12 protein-coding genes are annotated in these 15,206 nt (G+C 56.6%); 8 read left to right on the plus strand and 4 right to left on the minus strand.

Annotated features, from left to right (window positions below; genetic code table 11):
* Positions 1-4 precede the first annotated feature (4 nt).
* Positions 5-1,300 (minus strand): serine hydroxymethyltransferase, encoded by a 1,296-nt coding sequence (glyA, locus tag JYG33_RS08710; RefSeq protein WP_207875548.1) that lies wholly within the window; start codon positions 1,298-1,300, stop codon positions 5-7.
* Positions 1,301-1,967: 667 nt separating this feature from the next.
* Here glyA and JYG33_RS08715 point away from each other — a divergent pair.
* The 5 genes from JYG33_RS08715 to betT all read left to right on the plus strand — a co-directional run bounded on the left by JYG33_RS08715 (position 1,968) and on the right by betT (position 7,668).
* Positions 1,968-2,921 carry a diiron oxygenase gene (locus tag JYG33_RS08715; RefSeq protein WP_207875549.1) on the plus strand — a complete coding sequence of 318 codons (954 nt, stop codon included), beginning with the start codon at positions 1,968-1,970 and terminating at the stop codon, positions 2,919-2,921.
* Positions 2,918-3,970 carry a 2Fe-2S iron-sulfur cluster-binding protein gene (locus tag JYG33_RS08720; protein ID WP_207875550.1) on the plus strand — a complete coding sequence of 351 codons (1,053 nt, stop codon included), beginning with the start codon at positions 2,918-2,920 and terminating at the stop codon, positions 3,968-3,970. The genes JYG33_RS08715 and JYG33_RS08720 overlap by 4 nt, the downstream gene beginning before the upstream one ends.
* A gap of 32 nt (positions 3,971-4,002) precedes the next feature.
* On the plus strand, positions 4,003-4,725 hold the full coding sequence (locus JYG33_RS08725) for a glutamine amidotransferase (RefSeq protein ID WP_207875551.1): 723 nt from the start codon (positions 4,003-4,005) through the stop codon (positions 4,723-4,725).
* Complete coding sequence (gene pdxK, locus JYG33_RS08730) at positions 4,722-5,588, plus strand: pyridoxine/pyridoxal/pyridoxamine kinase (protein WP_207875552.1); 867 nt, start codon at positions 4,722-4,724, stop codon at positions 5,586-5,588. The genes JYG33_RS08725 and pdxK overlap by 4 nt, the downstream gene beginning before the upstream one ends.
* An 85-nt stretch (positions 5,589-5,673) precedes the next feature.
* Complete coding sequence (gene betT / locus JYG33_RS08735) at positions 5,674-7,668, plus strand: choline BCCT transporter BetT (RefSeq protein WP_207875553.1); 1,995 nt, start codon at positions 5,674-5,676, stop codon at positions 7,666-7,668.
* On the opposite strand, the gene soxR is transcribed toward betT, so the two are convergent.
* The gene (gene soxR, locus JYG33_RS08740; protein ID WP_207875554.1) at positions 7,665-8,141 is read right to left on the minus strand and encodes a redox-sensitive transcriptional activator SoxR; all 477 of its coding nucleotides are present in this window, start codon (positions 8,139-8,141) and stop codon (positions 7,665-7,667) included. The genes betT and soxR overlap by 4 nt on opposite strands.
* 282 nt (positions 8,142-8,423) lie before the next feature.
* Between soxR and JYG33_RS08745 the strand changes: the two genes are divergently transcribed.
* The 3 genes from JYG33_RS08745 to JYG33_RS08755 are packed head-to-tail and all read left to right on the plus strand — an operon-like array spanning position 8,424 to position 14,043.
* Complete coding sequence (locus JYG33_RS08745) at positions 8,424-9,497, plus strand: efflux RND transporter periplasmic adaptor subunit (protein ID WP_207875555.1); 1,074 nt, start codon at positions 8,424-8,426, stop codon at positions 9,495-9,497.
* Positions 9,494-12,610, plus strand: a complete 3,117-nt coding sequence (locus JYG33_RS08750) for a MexW/MexI family multidrug efflux RND transporter permease subunit (RefSeq protein WP_207875556.1) — start codon at positions 9,494-9,496, stop codon at positions 12,608-12,610. Before JYG33_RS08745 ends, JYG33_RS08750 begins: the two co-directional genes overlap by 4 nt.
* Positions 12,607-14,043, plus strand: a complete 1,437-nt coding sequence (locus tag JYG33_RS08755; protein ID WP_243430313.1) for a TolC family protein — start codon at positions 12,607-12,609, stop codon at positions 14,041-14,043. Before JYG33_RS08750 ends, JYG33_RS08755 begins: the two co-directional genes overlap by 4 nt.
* Positions 14,044-14,045: 2 nt before the next feature.
* Here the strand turns inward: JYG33_RS08755 and JYG33_RS08760 are convergent, their stop codons facing one another.
* Together JYG33_RS08760 and JYG33_RS08765 are read right to left on the minus strand one after the other, a co-directional pair.
* Positions 14,046-14,399 (minus strand): hypothetical protein, encoded by a 354-nt coding sequence (locus tag JYG33_RS08760; RefSeq protein WP_207875557.1) that lies wholly within the window; start codon positions 14,397-14,399, stop codon positions 14,046-14,048.
* Positions 14,400-14,516: 117 nt separating this feature from the next.
* A complete protein-coding gene (locus JYG33_RS08765) occupies positions 14,517-15,206 on the minus strand; it encodes an ANTAR domain-containing protein (protein WP_207875558.1) in 690 nt (229 codons plus the stop codon).

Consider the following 15,206-nt stretch of genomic DNA (forward strand, 5'->3'; position numbering starts at 1 on the left):
GCAATCAGTACATCAAGGGGTATCGCCGGTTCAGGTCGGTGACCCCTTCCAGAATGGCATTTTCGGTTCGTGGATTGCGCGCCCCACTGCGCACCCCACCCAGCAAAGCCAAAATCATGTCGCCAATTTCCTTGAAGTCGTCTTCGCCCAAACCGCGAGTCGTACAGGCAGCACTTCCTACGCGGATACCGGAGTAAGCACCACTTATTTGCTCGTAAGGCACCCGGTGTTTGCTAAGGCTGATGCCTAGCTGGGTTAATACCCGCTCCACCAAGGGGCCGGACAACTCCCAGGGGCGCAAATCCACCACCCCAAAATGACAATCCGTCCCGCCTGACACCACAGTCAGCCCCCCTTCAGACAGACGTCGGCACAGACTGCGAGCATTAACAATAACGGACTGGGCATAGGCTTTATAAGACGGGCTCATGGCTTCACCCAAAGCCACCGCTTTGGCCGCCATGATGTTCAGCAAAGGTCCACCTTGCAGCCCTGGATACACAGCCTGATTCAAGCGCTCTGCCAGCTTGGGCTCGTTGCACAAGATAATGCCGCCACGCGGGCCCCGTAAGGTGCCATGTGTGGAAAACGTAGTGACGTGCGCATGTTTGACTGGCGACTCCATCAGGCCCGCCGCAACCAGTCCGGCGCTATGAGCCAAATCCACCATCAGGTACGCGTTGACCTCGTTGGCAATTTGTCGGAACTCAGCAAAGTTGGGCGTACGTGAGTACGACGAGCCCCCGGCAATAATCAGCCGTGGGCGCTCCTTGTGGGCCAAGGCGCGCACCTGATCCATATCTACCCATTGCGTTTGGCGATCCACTCCATAGGAGCAGGTCTGAAACCAGCGCCCCGACACATTGAAGTGCGAGCCGTGACTAAGATGGCCACCCGCACATTGATCCAAGGACAGAATCGTGTCACCCGGCGAGAGCAGGGCCAGGTACACCGCCAGATTGGCCTGGCTACCCGAGTGAGCCTGCACGTTGGCATAGGCCGCCCCAAAAACGGACTTGGCTCGTTCTATAGCCAGCTCTTCAGTCTGATCTGCCTGTTCGCACCCGCCGTAAATCCGGTGTCCCGGATAGCCTTGCGCCTGCTTGTTGCTCAGCAGGGAACCCTGTACATCCAGGACGGCACGGCTCAGGTAATTCTCGGAAGCAATCAACTCAATGGTGTGTTGTTGACGACGCCGTTCGGCTTCGATGATGTCCCAAAGATTGCGATCGCTTTGCTGCAGAAATTGCGAACCCACCAGAGGCAGGTGGGGGGTGTCGCCACCGGCAAGACTCTTCATGGGAGTTCCTGTTTAGATATTGGCCGCTTCAGGGTCGTGGCCATTATTCAGGCACGAAGCAAAAGCGCGGCCCTTGGCCTGACGATTCCAAGGGCGAAAGATAAACATCCTATTCTGTTTATCGTCCTATCAAACAGTCCATTAAAAATTAATTCACCAGACCACTTTTAATTATTGTTATTCGAATAAATATTCAAAGCATAAAACAATCAAAAACCGCTGAAACACAGGGCTAAAGCCAATTCCGATAAATCCACTCAAGAATTAAAACGTGGATCAAAATTTTATTATCAAGTGGTCTGTTAAATGATCTTTAAATGGTCTGTCATTTATTGTCATAGGATCATTAGAATGCAGCCAACGAATACTCAACGCCCATACTTCTAAACGCTCAAGCAGATTATCACTTTTTTCAATCTGCAAACGAAAAAACACCCCCAGTTTTCCCATGACTACAGGAAACGCCATTGCTTTAACGGCAGTTCAACCACGCTGATCCCCCAAGCCTCAAGAAACCCGGTAACGGGGTTTTTTTGGTTCTTATTCTACGAAATCAGCACATTCTTTTAAGCCTGCGAATTTCCATTTGGAAATAAAGATGGGTGGAATAACGAAACGATTTGTTCATTTCGAACAGATCGCACTCAACACAGCAAGGAAGTTTGAAATGACAATCAAAAGCTACGAAACTGATGACGCCGTACGTAATATGCTGCAAAAGCTGTCTGTACTCTGGAAAAACCGGGCTGCCGTTAATCAGGAATTGCCTGATTACAACAATCTGGCTTTCGATGCCAACAAAGCAGACTTCAGCGAATGCTTATTACCATTTCGCGAACACCAGGCTTGGCTGGAAGCGCCTGAAGAATTGAAATCGCAATGCTTGTCCTACGCTTGGGGTATTTACAACCTCAAGACCATTTACGTTGAGTGCAACGTGGTCACACCTTCCTGCGAAGACATCATCAAGACGCCACCACCCAGTGCCAACCGCAATTTGCTGCAAGACGTGATGTCCCAGGCCTTGCTGGACGAAGCCCTGCACACCCGCATGTCGATTATGGCTTGCAACTACATCTACTCCATGCGCGGCCTGCAGCCCCTGGACTTCACCAACTTCAACCTGGTGCAGTGGCGCAATGAAATCCTGAGCCATTGCGGTTCGGAGTCCGAGCGTCGCCTGACCCGCTTTGCGATTGCCTGCGCCTCCGAGACTCTGATTACCGACTATCTGAAGACCATGGCCGAGGACAAGAGCATCCAGACCGTGTGCCATGAAGTCACCCGCACCCATGCCATGGACGAGTGGAGCCACTCCAGCGTGTTCAGCTTTGTGGCCTCTGACATCATTCACGGCCTGAGCCAGAAAGAGCGCGAGCATATGCGTGCCGTTATTTTGCGCACCGTAGAGATGTTCGCCAACAATGAAATGGGCGCCTGGGAAAAAGTGTTCTCCATGGTGAACTTCCCCAATGCACGCGACATTTTGCACGACACAGGCGACTCCAACGAAATTGGCGTGTACACCGGTTCGGTAGAAAGCCTGATCGAGCGCATTGGCCTGAACAGCAAATCCGGCAAGGCCCAGCCAGAAGCGGAGCAACAGGAGGCGCTGCAATGACAGCCATGATTCAGGCGCGCTGCGAGACCGTTCGCCCAGAGGCCGGGAATGTCAAAGTTTTCACCTTGCGCGTGCAAGGTGGCCACTTTGATTTCCTGCAGGGCCTGCAGGCGGGCAAGCATGTCGCCCTGAGCTACCCCGATACCGGCGGCACTCTTCAACAGCGTATGTATTCGATCACCCGTATGGCCGATCCAGACCTGATTGAAATTGCCGTTAAAGGATCGGGCCGCAATAGCGTCTCCGATCACTTGCACGCCACCTTGCGCGAGGGCATGAATGTGCCCCTGCAATATGTGGCGGGTGATATCTCGGTGGACTCTATTGTGGGTTACGAGCGTATCGCCATGATCGCAGGCGGCATCGGCATTACCCTGCCTATTGCCTTGCTGCGAGAACTGGCGGCGCGAGCCCAGGACGGCTTGCCAGTACCACAAGTACATTTGCTGCTCAGTATTGCCCGTATTGCCGACATTCCCTTTCTGCACGAACTGCTGCAACTGGATCTGACCAGTAGCTGGTTCACGCTGACCGTGTTTGTCACGCAGGAAAAGATCCGCGATAGCGCTCATTTCAAAGTGGGTCGCCCCTCTTTTGAAAACCTGGAGCTCTTGAAGGACCCGCAGGCGGTGGTGATTTGCGGCAGCCACGGCTTTGCCCAGGCGCTGCGCGAATACACTATTCAGGCGCACCCCATCTCGCATATGTTGATCGAGGCCTTTTCCCCGCCTGCCAAGTCCGGCGTGGAAATCCTGCCTGAAGCAGGCAGCGCTCCCTTGCAGATCAATGTACGTACAACGGGGCAAACGCTGTCGCCCGAACCGGGCAGCAGCTTGCTGGAAATGCTGGAAGCGGGCGATGTGCCTATCCGCAGCCAGTGCCGTTCGGGTATTTGCGGTGCGTGCCGGGTCCAGATCTCGGATGGCGAGTACCGTTCCGAGCCGGATTTTTGCCTGAGCGATCAGGACAAAGCCCAGGGCCATGCGCTGGCGTGTTGCACCTTCCCCCTATCGGGTGCCATTAATGTAGACATCGGTACCACGAGCTGACATCCTTACCCTCTGGATTGAAAGAAACCCTTATGAAGAAAGTCATCGCACTGCGTCATATCCATTTTGAAGACTTGGGCACACTGGAACCTGTTCTGATCGAACAGGGCTACCAAGTTCAATACATTGACCCTTCCGTCGAGTCACTACGTCACGTAGGTGAACAGGACGCTGACCTGCTGGTTGTATTAGGCGGGCCTATCGGCGCCTACGACGAAAAGATTTACCCTTTCCTAAGCGATGAGCTGGAACTGATCAACAAGTTCTTGCTGGCTGGCAAACCCTTGCTGGGTGTTTGTCTGGGCGCACAATTGATTGCGCGCGCCCTGGGAGCCAATGTATACCCTCTGGGTGTCAAAGAAATTGGTTTTTCCCCCTTGAAACTGAGCGAAGCGGGCAAAGAATCGCCCCTGGCCGCCCTAAGCGGCATTCCGGTGCTGCACTGGCACGGGGATCAGTTCGATATCCCGGACGGCGCCATTCACCTGGCCAGTACCGATGTGGGTCCGAACCAGGCTTTCTCTTTTGGCACACAGGTGTTGGGCCTGCAATTTCACCTGGAAGCTGACACCAGCAAACTGGAACGCTGGCTGGTGGGCCATGCTAACGAACTGGGCCAAGCCGATATCGATCCGCAAATGCTGCGTCTGGAAGCCATGGCGGTCCAAAAACGCCTGCACGCCGCCGCCGCAACCGTGCTGACTCGCTGGCTCAGTCAACTTAAACAAACCGATAAGGCCGATTGCGCTGCATGAACACAGCAGTAAGCTTCGTTGACCGGGAACGACATCCCTACCATGTGGATGTCGTTTCCATTCAGTCCCAAGTCGTCTACGGTCGGGTTGGCAACAATGTTGCTGGCCCGACCTTGCGTAGACACGGATTTAAAGTCGCTGCCGTTCCCACCGTATTGCTCAGCAACAACCCGCAATATCCCACGGTGCATGGCGGTTCCGTACCCGACGAATGGCTGGAAGGCTTTCTGGACGACCTGGTGTTGCGGGGCGCGCTGGACAAGGTACGGGCTGTCCTGGTGGGATATCTGGGCAGCGCGAACCAGGCTGTCATCATTGCAAACTGGTTGAAAACGCTGTTACTGCAACACCCGGATATCCTGGTTATTGTGGACCCGGTCATTGGTGATCTGGATGTGGGGGTCTATGTCGATCCGGCCCTGATCCAGACCTATCACAAAACCCTGCTGCCCCTGGCCACTGGCCTGACCCCCAATAATTACGAACTGTCCCTGCTGACCCAACAGCCTTGCGACACCGTTGAAGCCAGCTCGGCCGCCGCGCACACCTTGCTCAATGGCCGTACCGAATGGGTCATTGCCACCAGTGCCGCCCCCGAGTCCTGGCAGGATGGCCAGATCAAATTATTAATGGCCCGCAAAGAGCCACGCGCCGACACCTTGCTTAGCCATCCCCGCGTGGATTGTGCTGCCAAAGGCACGGGTGACCTGTTTGCTTCCACATTGCTGGCCCACCTGATTTTGGGCGCAGACCTGCATTCTGCGGTGCATACAGCCAGTGCCAGTGTCTTGCATCAATTGGAATTAACGCGTCAGGCCGGGCATCAGGAATTGATTTTGCCCATAGATCCTTTCCGAGCCTGAGCAAATATTTCCTAATCTAACAAACCTTTCAACAGGCGGCCGTTCTCGTTAAGCTGTGCGCTCTTAGTTACAAACGGAGCATGACATGGGGCTGCCTTTTAAAAGCACGCTACATCCACGGGTGTTCTGGGGATCTACCTTTATCGTCCTGATCTTCTTGCTGATCGGGATCATTTTCCCTAAAGATGCCGCACTTATTTTTGAACAGTTACAAAACTGGGTCATCAAAAGTTTCGGCTGGTTCTATATCCTGGCTGTTGCCCTCTTTTTCTTTGCCGTCGTCTATCTGGCCTTAAGCCGCTATGGCAATTTGAAACTAGGGCCGGATGATTCAGAGCCTGACTACCCGTATCTCACCTGGATGGCGATGCTATTTGCCGCCGGTATGGGCATTGGCTTGATGTTCTTTGCCGTGGCCGAGCCACTGCAACACTTCTCTGCCCCGCCTTCGGGTCTGGCCAGCACAGTGGAAGCCGCCCACCAGGCGCAGATCATCACCTTCTTTCACTGGGGCGTTCATGCCTGGGCCGTCTATGCGGTCGTGGGTTTATCGCTGGCGTATTTCTGCTTTCGCTACAACCTGCCTTTAACGATTCGTTCGGGTCTTTATCCCTTATTTGGCAAACGCATCGAAGGCTGGATTGGCGATAGCGTCGATATTTTCGCCGTTTGCGGCACGTTATTTGGCATTGCCACTTCCATGGGTTTGGGCGTGCTTCAAATCAATGCCGGTCTGGAGCATTTATTTGGCTGGCCCCAGGAAACCTGGCTGCAAATTATTTTGATTGTGGTCGTGACCGCGTTGGCAACGCTGTCCGTGGTCAGTGGATTGGACGTCGGTATTCGCCGCCTGTCCGAACTGAATTTGCTGGTTGCTATTGCCTTGATGCTGTTTGTGCTCGCCGTGGGGCCAACGGCCTTTTTGATGAATGCTTTTGTACAGAATATCGGCGGTTATCTCGATAACTTCTTTGCACGTTCATTTAGTACACAAGCGTTCCGCGGGCAAAGCTGGATGAAAGCCTGGACCTTGTTTTACTGGGCCTGGTGGATTGCGTGGTCGCCTTTTGTCGGCATGTTTATTGCCCGCATCTCGCGTGGCCGCACAGTACGTGAGTTTGTGCTGGGTGTCTTGCTGGTGCCCACGGTCTTTACTTTCTTCTGGATGACTGTGTTTGGCAACACCGCCATCTTCCTAGACATGACGGTAGCCGGGGGTCAGCTTGCACAAGATGCGGCAGCCAACGCCTCTGTCGCGCTGTTCGAGTTCCTGGAATACCTGCCCTGGTCCAATGTGACCTCGATTCTGGCGATTATTCTGGTTGCCATCTTCTTTGTGACCTCGGCCGACTCGGGTTCGCTGGTAATCGATACGCTGGCTGCCGGTGGTGTGGAAGACGCTCCCGTCTGGCAACGTATCTACTGGTGTGCACTGGAAGGCACCACCGCTTCGCTGCTCTTGCTGGCCGGTGGCCTGACCGCCTTGCAGACTGTCACGCTGGTCAGTGCCCTGCCCTTTGCCATCATCATGTTCTTGCTGATTCTGGGACTGTTCAAGGGCATGAAAGCGGATATGTCACGCCTGCGCCGTCAACAGGGTCCTGCCTCCGGGCCTGCCCCGGGTTCGGAAATATCCTGGCGTCGGCGCCTGTCGACCATTCTGCATACGCCGAATCAGCGTGATGCACGCCGCTTCCTGGCCGATATCGTCCTGCCTTCCTTGCAAGCCGTGGCCGAGGAGCTGGGCAAGCGCGACTTGAATGTCAGCCTGGACACCGGCGAGCAAGACAAGGCTCAACTGACCATCCAGGCCGATAACCAGCGCAACTTCGTCTATGGCGTGGAACTGAGCGCACGCCGTGTCGCCAGCTTTACGGCGGCCGCTGCCCGCAATGAGCAGACTCGCCCCCACGAATGGCAAGTGCGCACGGTGTTTGCTGATGGCAGTCGGGGTTATGACCTGATGGGTTTGTCGTCCAGCCAGGTTATTAACGACATCCTGAACCACTTCGAGCGCTATCAGGCCCTGGTGACCTCCGAGGCCACCGCACTCTACGCGCAGTCGCCCGACCCGACCTAAGCCTCTGATCCGGCCTCCAGTTTTCGTTCCAGAATCTGGGGGCCGGGCCCTTGCTGGCCCAGAATATCGGCTGGGTTACGCAAGGGGCATTCACTCATCGACAAGCACCCACAGCCAATGCAGTGGGTCAGCTCATCACGCAGCCGCGTCAACTGCTCAATACGATCATTCAGCTTGTCTTGCCAGCGACTGGACATGGCCCGCCATTGCTTGCTGGATGGCTTGCTGCCTGGTGGCAAACCACTCAGAGCCTCATGAATTTCCTCTAGCGGAATCCCCGTGCGCTGCGCCACTTTGATGATCGCAATGTAGCGCAAGACCACCGATTCAAAACGGCGCTGGTTGCCACTGTTTCGGGTACTGGCGATCAAGCCCTTGGATTCATAAAAATGCACGGTCGACACAGGCACACCGCTGCGTTTAGCCACTTCCCCCACCGTCAATGCTCGACTGTAATCCGCTGTTTTTGCCATCTTGCCACCCCTTGACCTCAAGTTAACTTGAGGTTTTATAGTCCAGGTATCTAATTAAGGCAAGCCGTGTTGGCTGCCCCCTTTGTTGTCACAGGAACCTGCCATGCCTCCCCTCATTTGGATTATGTTTGCCGGACCGTTGTCATGGTTGCGGCAATCCCTGCTTGTGTCAGCCACGTACTTCAAACCCGAAGACTGGTCACAAAGTGATCAACGATTCGGCTGGACTCTCCCGAACAAACTGCCTCTGTGGCCTTCCTCCGTACAGGGAGGGCAAGCAGCATGAGTTCGCGTCGTACATGGATCATGATTCCCGTTTTGGCCGGTGTATTGGCCCTGGGCTGGCGTTTGCTGCCCGCCTCACAAGAAGCACAGGCTGGTGGCGCCTACCCACCCGCCGTCGTCGAGCTATCAACTGTAGAGTCTCAAACCGCTCCCCGTCTTTTACATGCGGTGGGAGCATTGGAAGCCTGGCAACAAGTGCTGTTAAGCGCGGAAACCAGCGGTCGCATTCGCAAGATAGATTTCACCTCCGGACAAGCGGTCAGGGCAGGCCAACCACTACTTGTGTTGAATGACGAACTGGAACAAGCCAGCGTGCGTCGGGAGCAAGCGCAGGTCAAACAGGCGGCCATTCAATTGACGCGCGTGCGCAAATTGAAAGAACAGCAAGCCGCTACCCAGGAACAGTTGGATCAGGCCCAGGCCGATCACGCCGTGGCTCAAGCCCAACTGCAATACCAGCGCGCTGAGCTGGCCCTGAAACAGATCAACGCCCCCTTCGCAGGCCGTATCGGTATCACCAGCCTGCACCAGGGCCACTATCTGCAGCCAGGCCAAACCATTGCCAGCCTGGTTGATGACAGCCAGTTGCGCGTCAACCTGAGCGTGCCCGAGCACAGTTTGCGTGACCTGAATGTGGGCCAGACCTTGCAGATACAGGTAGATGCCTGGCCCGAAGAAACCTTCGAGGCCAAGATCAGTGCGATTGACCCCTTGATTGGAGACTCGCGCAGCGTTCGCCTGCAAGCCGTGCTCAACAACCCGGAACACCGTTTGCAGGCGGGTATGTATGCCCGCGCACAATTAAAGCGCCCGGCCGAAGCCCCCGTGCTGACCGTACCTGAAACCGCACTGACCTATACCGCTTACGGGCAAACCGTATTCGTTGCTACCCCTCAGGACCAGGGCTTGTGGCAAGTGCGTCGCGTATCGGTGCAAACCGGCGAAGCCTGGGATGAACGTGTCGAAATTACCGATGGGCTAAAAGCAGGCGATACCGTTGTCAGCGCCGGTCAGATCAAGATTCAGGACGGCTCCACCGTGCAGACCGCCAAGGATAAGGAGCCCGTATGAACACCACCTCCCGTCCCGGCTTTACCGACTTGTTCGTTCGTCGGCCGGTACTTGCTCTGGTGGTCAGCGCCCTGCTCCTGATGCTGGGTCTGTTTTCCCTGGACAAGCTGCCCATCCGGCAGTATCCCTTGCTGGAAAACTCCACCATCACGATTACCACCGAGTACCCCGGCGCCTCTGCACAACTGATGCAAGGCTTTGTGACCCAGCCCATCGCCCAGGCTCTGGCCTCGGTGGAAGGGGTGGACTATCTCTCCTCCAACTCCGTGCAAAGCCGCAGTGTCGTGACCTTGCGCATGGAACTGAACCGCGACTCTACCCAGGCCCTGACCGAAGTCATGAGCAAAGTCAGCCAGGTGCGTTATCGCCTGCCTGAAGGTGCCTACGACCCGGTGGTGGAGCGTTCCTCCGGAGACTCCACGGCGGTGGCCTATGTCGGTTTTTCCACCACGTCGATCTCCATCCCGGAGTTGAATGACTACTTGTCCCGCGTGGTCGAACCCATGTTCTCCACCATTGACGGCGTAGCGAAAATCCAGACCTTCGGTGGCCAGAAGCTGGCCATGCGCCTATGGCTGGATTCGGACCGCATGGCCGGTTATCAACTGACAGCCGCCGATATCGCCCAGGCCGTGCGAGCCAATAACTATCAGGCCGCCCCCGGCATGGTCAAAGGCCAGCATGTTCTGAGCAATATTCAGCTCAATTCAGATCTGACCAGCGTGGCCGAATTCCAGGACCTGATTGTGCGTGAAGACGGCACATCCCTGGTACGACTGCGCGATGTGGGCAAAGTGGAACTGGGTGCGGCGGCGACCGAAACCAGCGCCTTGATGGATGGCCTGCCCGCGATTCACCTGGGTTTGTTCCCCACCCCTGGCGGCAACCCCTTGCGCATTGTGGAAGGCATTCGTGATCGCCTGCCCGCTATTGAAGCCACCCTGCCACCGGGTGTTGAAGTGGCTCTGGCCTTTGAAACCGCCCGCTTTATTCAAGCCTCGATTGATGAGGTGCTCAAGACCCTGACCGAAGCCATGATTATTGTGGTGCTGGTCATTTACCTGTGCCTGGGTTCCTTCCGCAGTGTGCTGATTCCCCTGGCTACCATTCCCCTGTCCATGTTGGGCGCAGCCGCCTTGATGCTGGCCTTTGGCTTCAGTATCAACTTGCTGACCTTGCTGGCCATGGTGCTGGCGATCGGGCTAGTCGTGGACGATGCGATTGTGGTGGTTGAAAACGTGCACCGTCACATTGCCGCCGGACGCTCGCCCGTGGTGGCGGCCTTGCTGGGCGCACGGGAAGTGGCGGGGCCTGTCATTGCCATGACGCTGACACTGGCCGCCGTCTATGCACCGATTGGCCTGATGGGCGGCCTGACCGGAGCGCTCTTCAAAGAGTTTGCCCTGACGCTGGCCGGTGCCGTGCTGGTATCCGGTGTGGTGGCCCTGACCTTGTCCCCGGTGATGAGCTCTTTGCTGCTGCCCTCTCAGCAAGATGAAGGTCGCATGGCCCACCTGGCCGAGAGCTTCTTCGGTGGTTTGTCTGCCCGCTATGGCCGCTTGCTGGCTCGGTCCTTGCGTCACCGCTGGCTTACCGGCGCTATGGCCCTGCTGGTCTTTATCAGCCTGCCCGTGCTCTATCAGATGACACACAGCGAACTGGCACCGATTGAAGATCAGGCCAGCGTGCTGACGGCAGTGAAAGCCCCGCAGAACGCCAACCTGGCCTATGCCGAGCGCGACGGCAAACTGCTGGACGATACCTATCGTGACGTAGCCGAAACCGAGAGCACCTGGCTGATTGTGGGTACAGACGGCCCGGCCGCCAGCTTTGGCGGGATCAACCTGAAAGACTGGAGCAAGCGCGAGCGCGATGCCAGCGCCGTACAAGGTGAGCTGCAAGGACGCGTCAGCAGCATTCCCGGCAGCAGTATCTTCGCCTTCCAGCTCGCCCCCTTGCCCGGCTCCAGCGGCGGCCTGCCCGTCCAACTGGTGCTGCGCAGTCCCGGCGACTACCGCACGGTGTACGACACCATGGAATGGGTCAAACAGCAGGCGCGTGAAAGCGGATTGTTTGTGGTGGTGGACAGTGATCTGGATTACAACAAGCCCGTTTCCCGCGTAGAAATCGACCGCAGCAAAGCGGCCAGCATGGGCATCAGCCTGCGTGATATTGCAGACTCCCTGGCTGTGCTGGTGGGCGAGAACTACCTGAACCGCTTCTCGCTGGATGGTCGCTCGTATGACGTGATTCCGCAAAGCCAGCGCGAACTGCGCCTGACCGCCCAGGCTCTGACCCGCCAGTTTGTACGCAGTGCCAATGGCGAGCTGGTGCCCTTGTCGACCATGGTCCAGATTCACAGCGAAGTGGAACCGAACAGCCTGCGCCAATTCAACCAGCAGAACTCGGCCACCTTGCAGGCCATTCCTGCACCCGGCGTCACCCTGGGCCAGGCCGTTGCCTATCTGGATGAAGTCGCCAGCCAATTGCCTGCCGGTTTTACGCATGACTGGCAATCCGAATCACGCCAGTTCACGCAGGAAAGCCAGTCTCTGGTGTGGGCCTTCCTGGCCGCATTGGTGGTGATTTATCTGGTACTGGCCGCGCAATATGAAAGCCTGGTGGATCCCATCATCATTCTGGTCACCGTCCCCTTGTCCTTATGCGGCGCACTGCTGCCTCTGGCGCTGGGATTGGGCACGCTCAATATCTACACCCAGATTGGCTTGCTGACCCTGGTGGGGCTAATCAGCAAACACGGGATCCTGATGGTGGAATTTGCCAATGAACTGCAATTCAAAGAGGGGCTGAAAAAACCTGAAGCCATCTTGCAAGCGGCCCGTATCCGTTTACGTCCTGTACTGATGACAACCGGGGCCATGGTCTTTGGTCTGGTGCCGCTCCTGTTTGCCTCGGGCGCGGGTGCCAGCAGCCGCTTTGGCCTGGGCGTGGTGCTGGTATCAGGCATGCTGATCGGCACCGTCTTCACCTTATTCATCCTGCCTACTTTGTATACCTTGCTGGCGCATGATCACGCCCATCAAGCAGACACCCCGCGGGCGCGCGACCTGGCTCAGGCCCTGCGCCCTTCGACTGGAGAACACGCATCATGACGCCACATGCTTTATCAAACAGGCTCGCCCCTGTGGCACGTGCTTTGCGACTGGTGATCCCCAGCCTGATCCTGAGCGGCTGCGCCGTGGGACTGGATACCTCCATTCCCACCGCCCCGACCTTGGCCCAAAGCAACTGGAACAGTCAGTTTGCACAAGCCCCCGAGCAGCGCGAAAACTGGTGGACCTTGCTTCAAGACCCCCAGTTGGACGCCTTGATTGCCAAGGCTCTGGATCACAATCTGGATATTGCCCAGGCACAAGCCCGCTGGCGGGCCTCCCGCGCCCTGATCGACGAGCGCCAGCATGACAGGCTGCCCGCAGTCACTGCCCAGGCCAGCTACAACCGTAGCGGCGCACAATTTACCGCGCCAGACGGCTCCATTGATCACGGCATTACCGAGAACTGGCGCTTGGGTATGCAAGCCACTTGGGAGATCGACCTGTTTGGCCGTGTGGAACAACTGGCCCGCTCTGCCCAGGCACGCAGCGAAGCCAGCGCGGATCAACTGGAGCTGACTCGACAGGCTATGGCCGCTGAGCTGGCACGCCAATACGTGCAGGCCCAGGGCTTGCAACGGCGCGTGGCCCTGGCAGAGGACGATGTACGAAGCTGGGAACATACCCTGAAGCTGGTGCAGGCCGGTGTGTCGCTAGGCCGGGAACTGCCCGAGAATCTGGACAATGCCCACGCCGGTCTGGAGCGTGCCAAAACCCTGGTGCCGCAACTGCGCAGCGACCTGGAACTGGCCCGCCTGCGCATTCAGGTCTTGAGCGGTGGCCAAGCCGAAGCCATAGCCACACCGCTGCCCAGCGCCAAAGCGCCGTTGGCCGCTTCCCTGCCTTTGGGCGATGTAAACGCCATGCTGTTCAACCGGCCTGACGTACGCGCTGCACGACAAGAGATTCTGGCCAACTCGCACGAAGTCGCCTCAGCCACAGCCGAGCTATACCCCCGTCTGGATCTGGCTGGTTTCATCGGCTTCTTTGCCCTGCGGGGCAGCAACCTGGGCAATGCCGCGCGAGCATTCGATGTCTCTCCTGCCATGCAATGGCCTGCTCTTCGTTTAGGGCATGCCAAAGCACGCTTGCGGGGCATGGAAGCCGTGGCAGACGAGTCACGTCTGCACTATCAGCAAGTCTTGCTACAGGCCCAGGAAGAAATTCAGGGGTCTTTGCAAAGGCTGACGCAACATCAGGAAAGCCTGCTTAGCCTGACACGGGCTGCTTCACATCTGGAAAATGCTCACACTCGTGCCCTGACGCGCTATGAAGTGGGCGCGGGTGCGTATCAGCAAGTGCTGGAGAATCAACGCAGCCTGAACCAGACCCGGCAAGAGCTGGCAATGGCTGAAACCGGCTCCTACCTGAATGTGATTGCCTTGTATCAGGCCTTGGGTTGGGGAATCGCTACACCGAACACGCCTGAGTAATTTCAAGGCTGATTGGTCTGGGGGTGGTCTGTCTCAAAGATAGGCCGCCCCTTTTCTATTTGGGCATCCGCCTGTTGCAAAAACTCGGATAGATTCGCAATCTTGCTCTGCATCAGCCGGTCCAGAAATTTACCGCCAAACCACAACAAGGCGCAGCAGAAAAACGTAATCGGCAATACATACCAACGCAGCCAGGCCGAAGCATCCAGCAACCAGCCAAGCACGGTAAAAATCACCACCAAGGTGCAGGCAATCCAGTTATTGCGTTTGGCTTTAAGCAGAAATTTACTCAAGTCCTGGTGACCACGCTCCAGGGTTTCCAATTGCTCGCACAACTGATCACGATCTTTTTTCAACTTTGCCCAGGCGGCGCGCTGCTCCTGTGTCACCGGCCTGCTTGGTTCATGTTCCTGATGGCTCATCATCTCTACGTCTGGCAGCGGAGTGCTCTATAAAAACGCTATAAAACCTCGCTAGTTCCCCAGCAAGGACGAACCTTTCTGCCCCAGGGACAGCACTTCACTGGCATTCACAATAGCAATCGAAATGTCTTCAATCGTGCTGCGTTTGTTCATGGCTTGCTCGCGGATCAGATCATAGGCCTGATCCTCGGAAACCTGGTGGGCACGCATCAAGATCGTCTTGGCTTGCGCCACATGGCGTTGCCCTACTAATTTGCTTTGCAACTTGCTGATCAGACGACGCTGCTGACGCAGTTCTTTATGGTATTTGCGGGCCAGCACCACCGTGGACAAGAGACCAAAAGAACGAATGGGCGAGGGCAAAATCGCCTGAATATTCAGATCCAGCACCGCCGACACAATGGTGGGGTTCTCATAATTGACCACCGCAATAATGGTGGGTGCTTCCTCATCACATACCCAATCCAGGCGCAGGTGCAAAAGATCAGGTTGCACGGCCAGAAATACCAGATCCGTTCCTGACGGCAGGTTCTGCGTGGGCGGCCAGATCGTCTGGACCGCGCACCCGATACGCTGCAGTTGCTGGGTCAGCAAGCGGCCATCGCTATCGTCCGGGTGCATGACCACCATCGTCAATTGCCGCAGTTCCTTCAACTGTGGCGAGGTGGCATGCGGAAACCGGTTCCGCGCTCGCAGGGGCTTGTTTGCCGGCTCATCACCGTAGGAAGAGGAGTTGGCCAC

The sequence above is a fragment of the Alcaligenes sp. SORT26 genome (genome assembly GCF_017377875.1).
Taxonomy (GTDB): domain Bacteria; phylum Pseudomonadota; class Gammaproteobacteria; order Burkholderiales; family Burkholderiaceae_B; genus Alcaligenes; species Alcaligenes parafaecalis.

Excerpts from the sequence above, each read along its gene's own strand:
- glyA (WP_207875548.1), bottom strand. The coding sequence starts at position 1,300 with ATGAAGAGTCTTGCCGGTGGCGACACCCCCCACCTGCCTCTGGTGGGT.
- JYG33_RS08715 (WP_207875549.1), top strand. The coding sequence starts at position 1,968 with ATGACAATCAAAAGCTACGAAACTGATGACGCCGTACGTAATATGCTG.
- JYG33_RS08720 (WP_207875550.1), top strand. The coding sequence starts at position 2,918 with ATGACAGCCATGATTCAGGCGCGCTGCGAGACCGTTCGCCCAGAGGCC.
- JYG33_RS08725 (WP_207875551.1), top strand. The coding sequence starts at position 4,003 with ATGAAGAAAGTCATCGCACTGCGTCATATCCATTTTGAAGACTTGGGC.
- pdxK (WP_207875552.1), top strand. The coding sequence starts at position 4,722 with ATGAACACAGCAGTAAGCTTCGTTGACCGGGAACGACATCCCTACCAT.
- betT (WP_207875553.1), top strand. The coding sequence starts at position 5,674 with ATGGGGCTGCCTTTTAAAAGCACGCTACATCCACGGGTGTTCTGGGGA.
- soxR (WP_207875554.1), bottom strand. The coding sequence starts at position 8,141 with ATGGCAAAAACAGCGGATTACAGTCGAGCATTGACGGTGGGGGAAGTG.
- JYG33_RS08745 (WP_207875555.1), top strand. The coding sequence starts at position 8,424 with ATGAGTTCGCGTCGTACATGGATCATGATTCCCGTTTTGGCCGGTGTA.
- JYG33_RS08750 (WP_207875556.1), top strand. The coding sequence starts at position 9,494 with ATGAACACCACCTCCCGTCCCGGCTTTACCGACTTGTTCGTTCGTCGG.
- JYG33_RS08755 (WP_243430313.1), top strand. The coding sequence starts at position 12,607 with ATGACGCCACATGCTTTATCAAACAGGCTCGCCCCTGTGGCACGTGCT.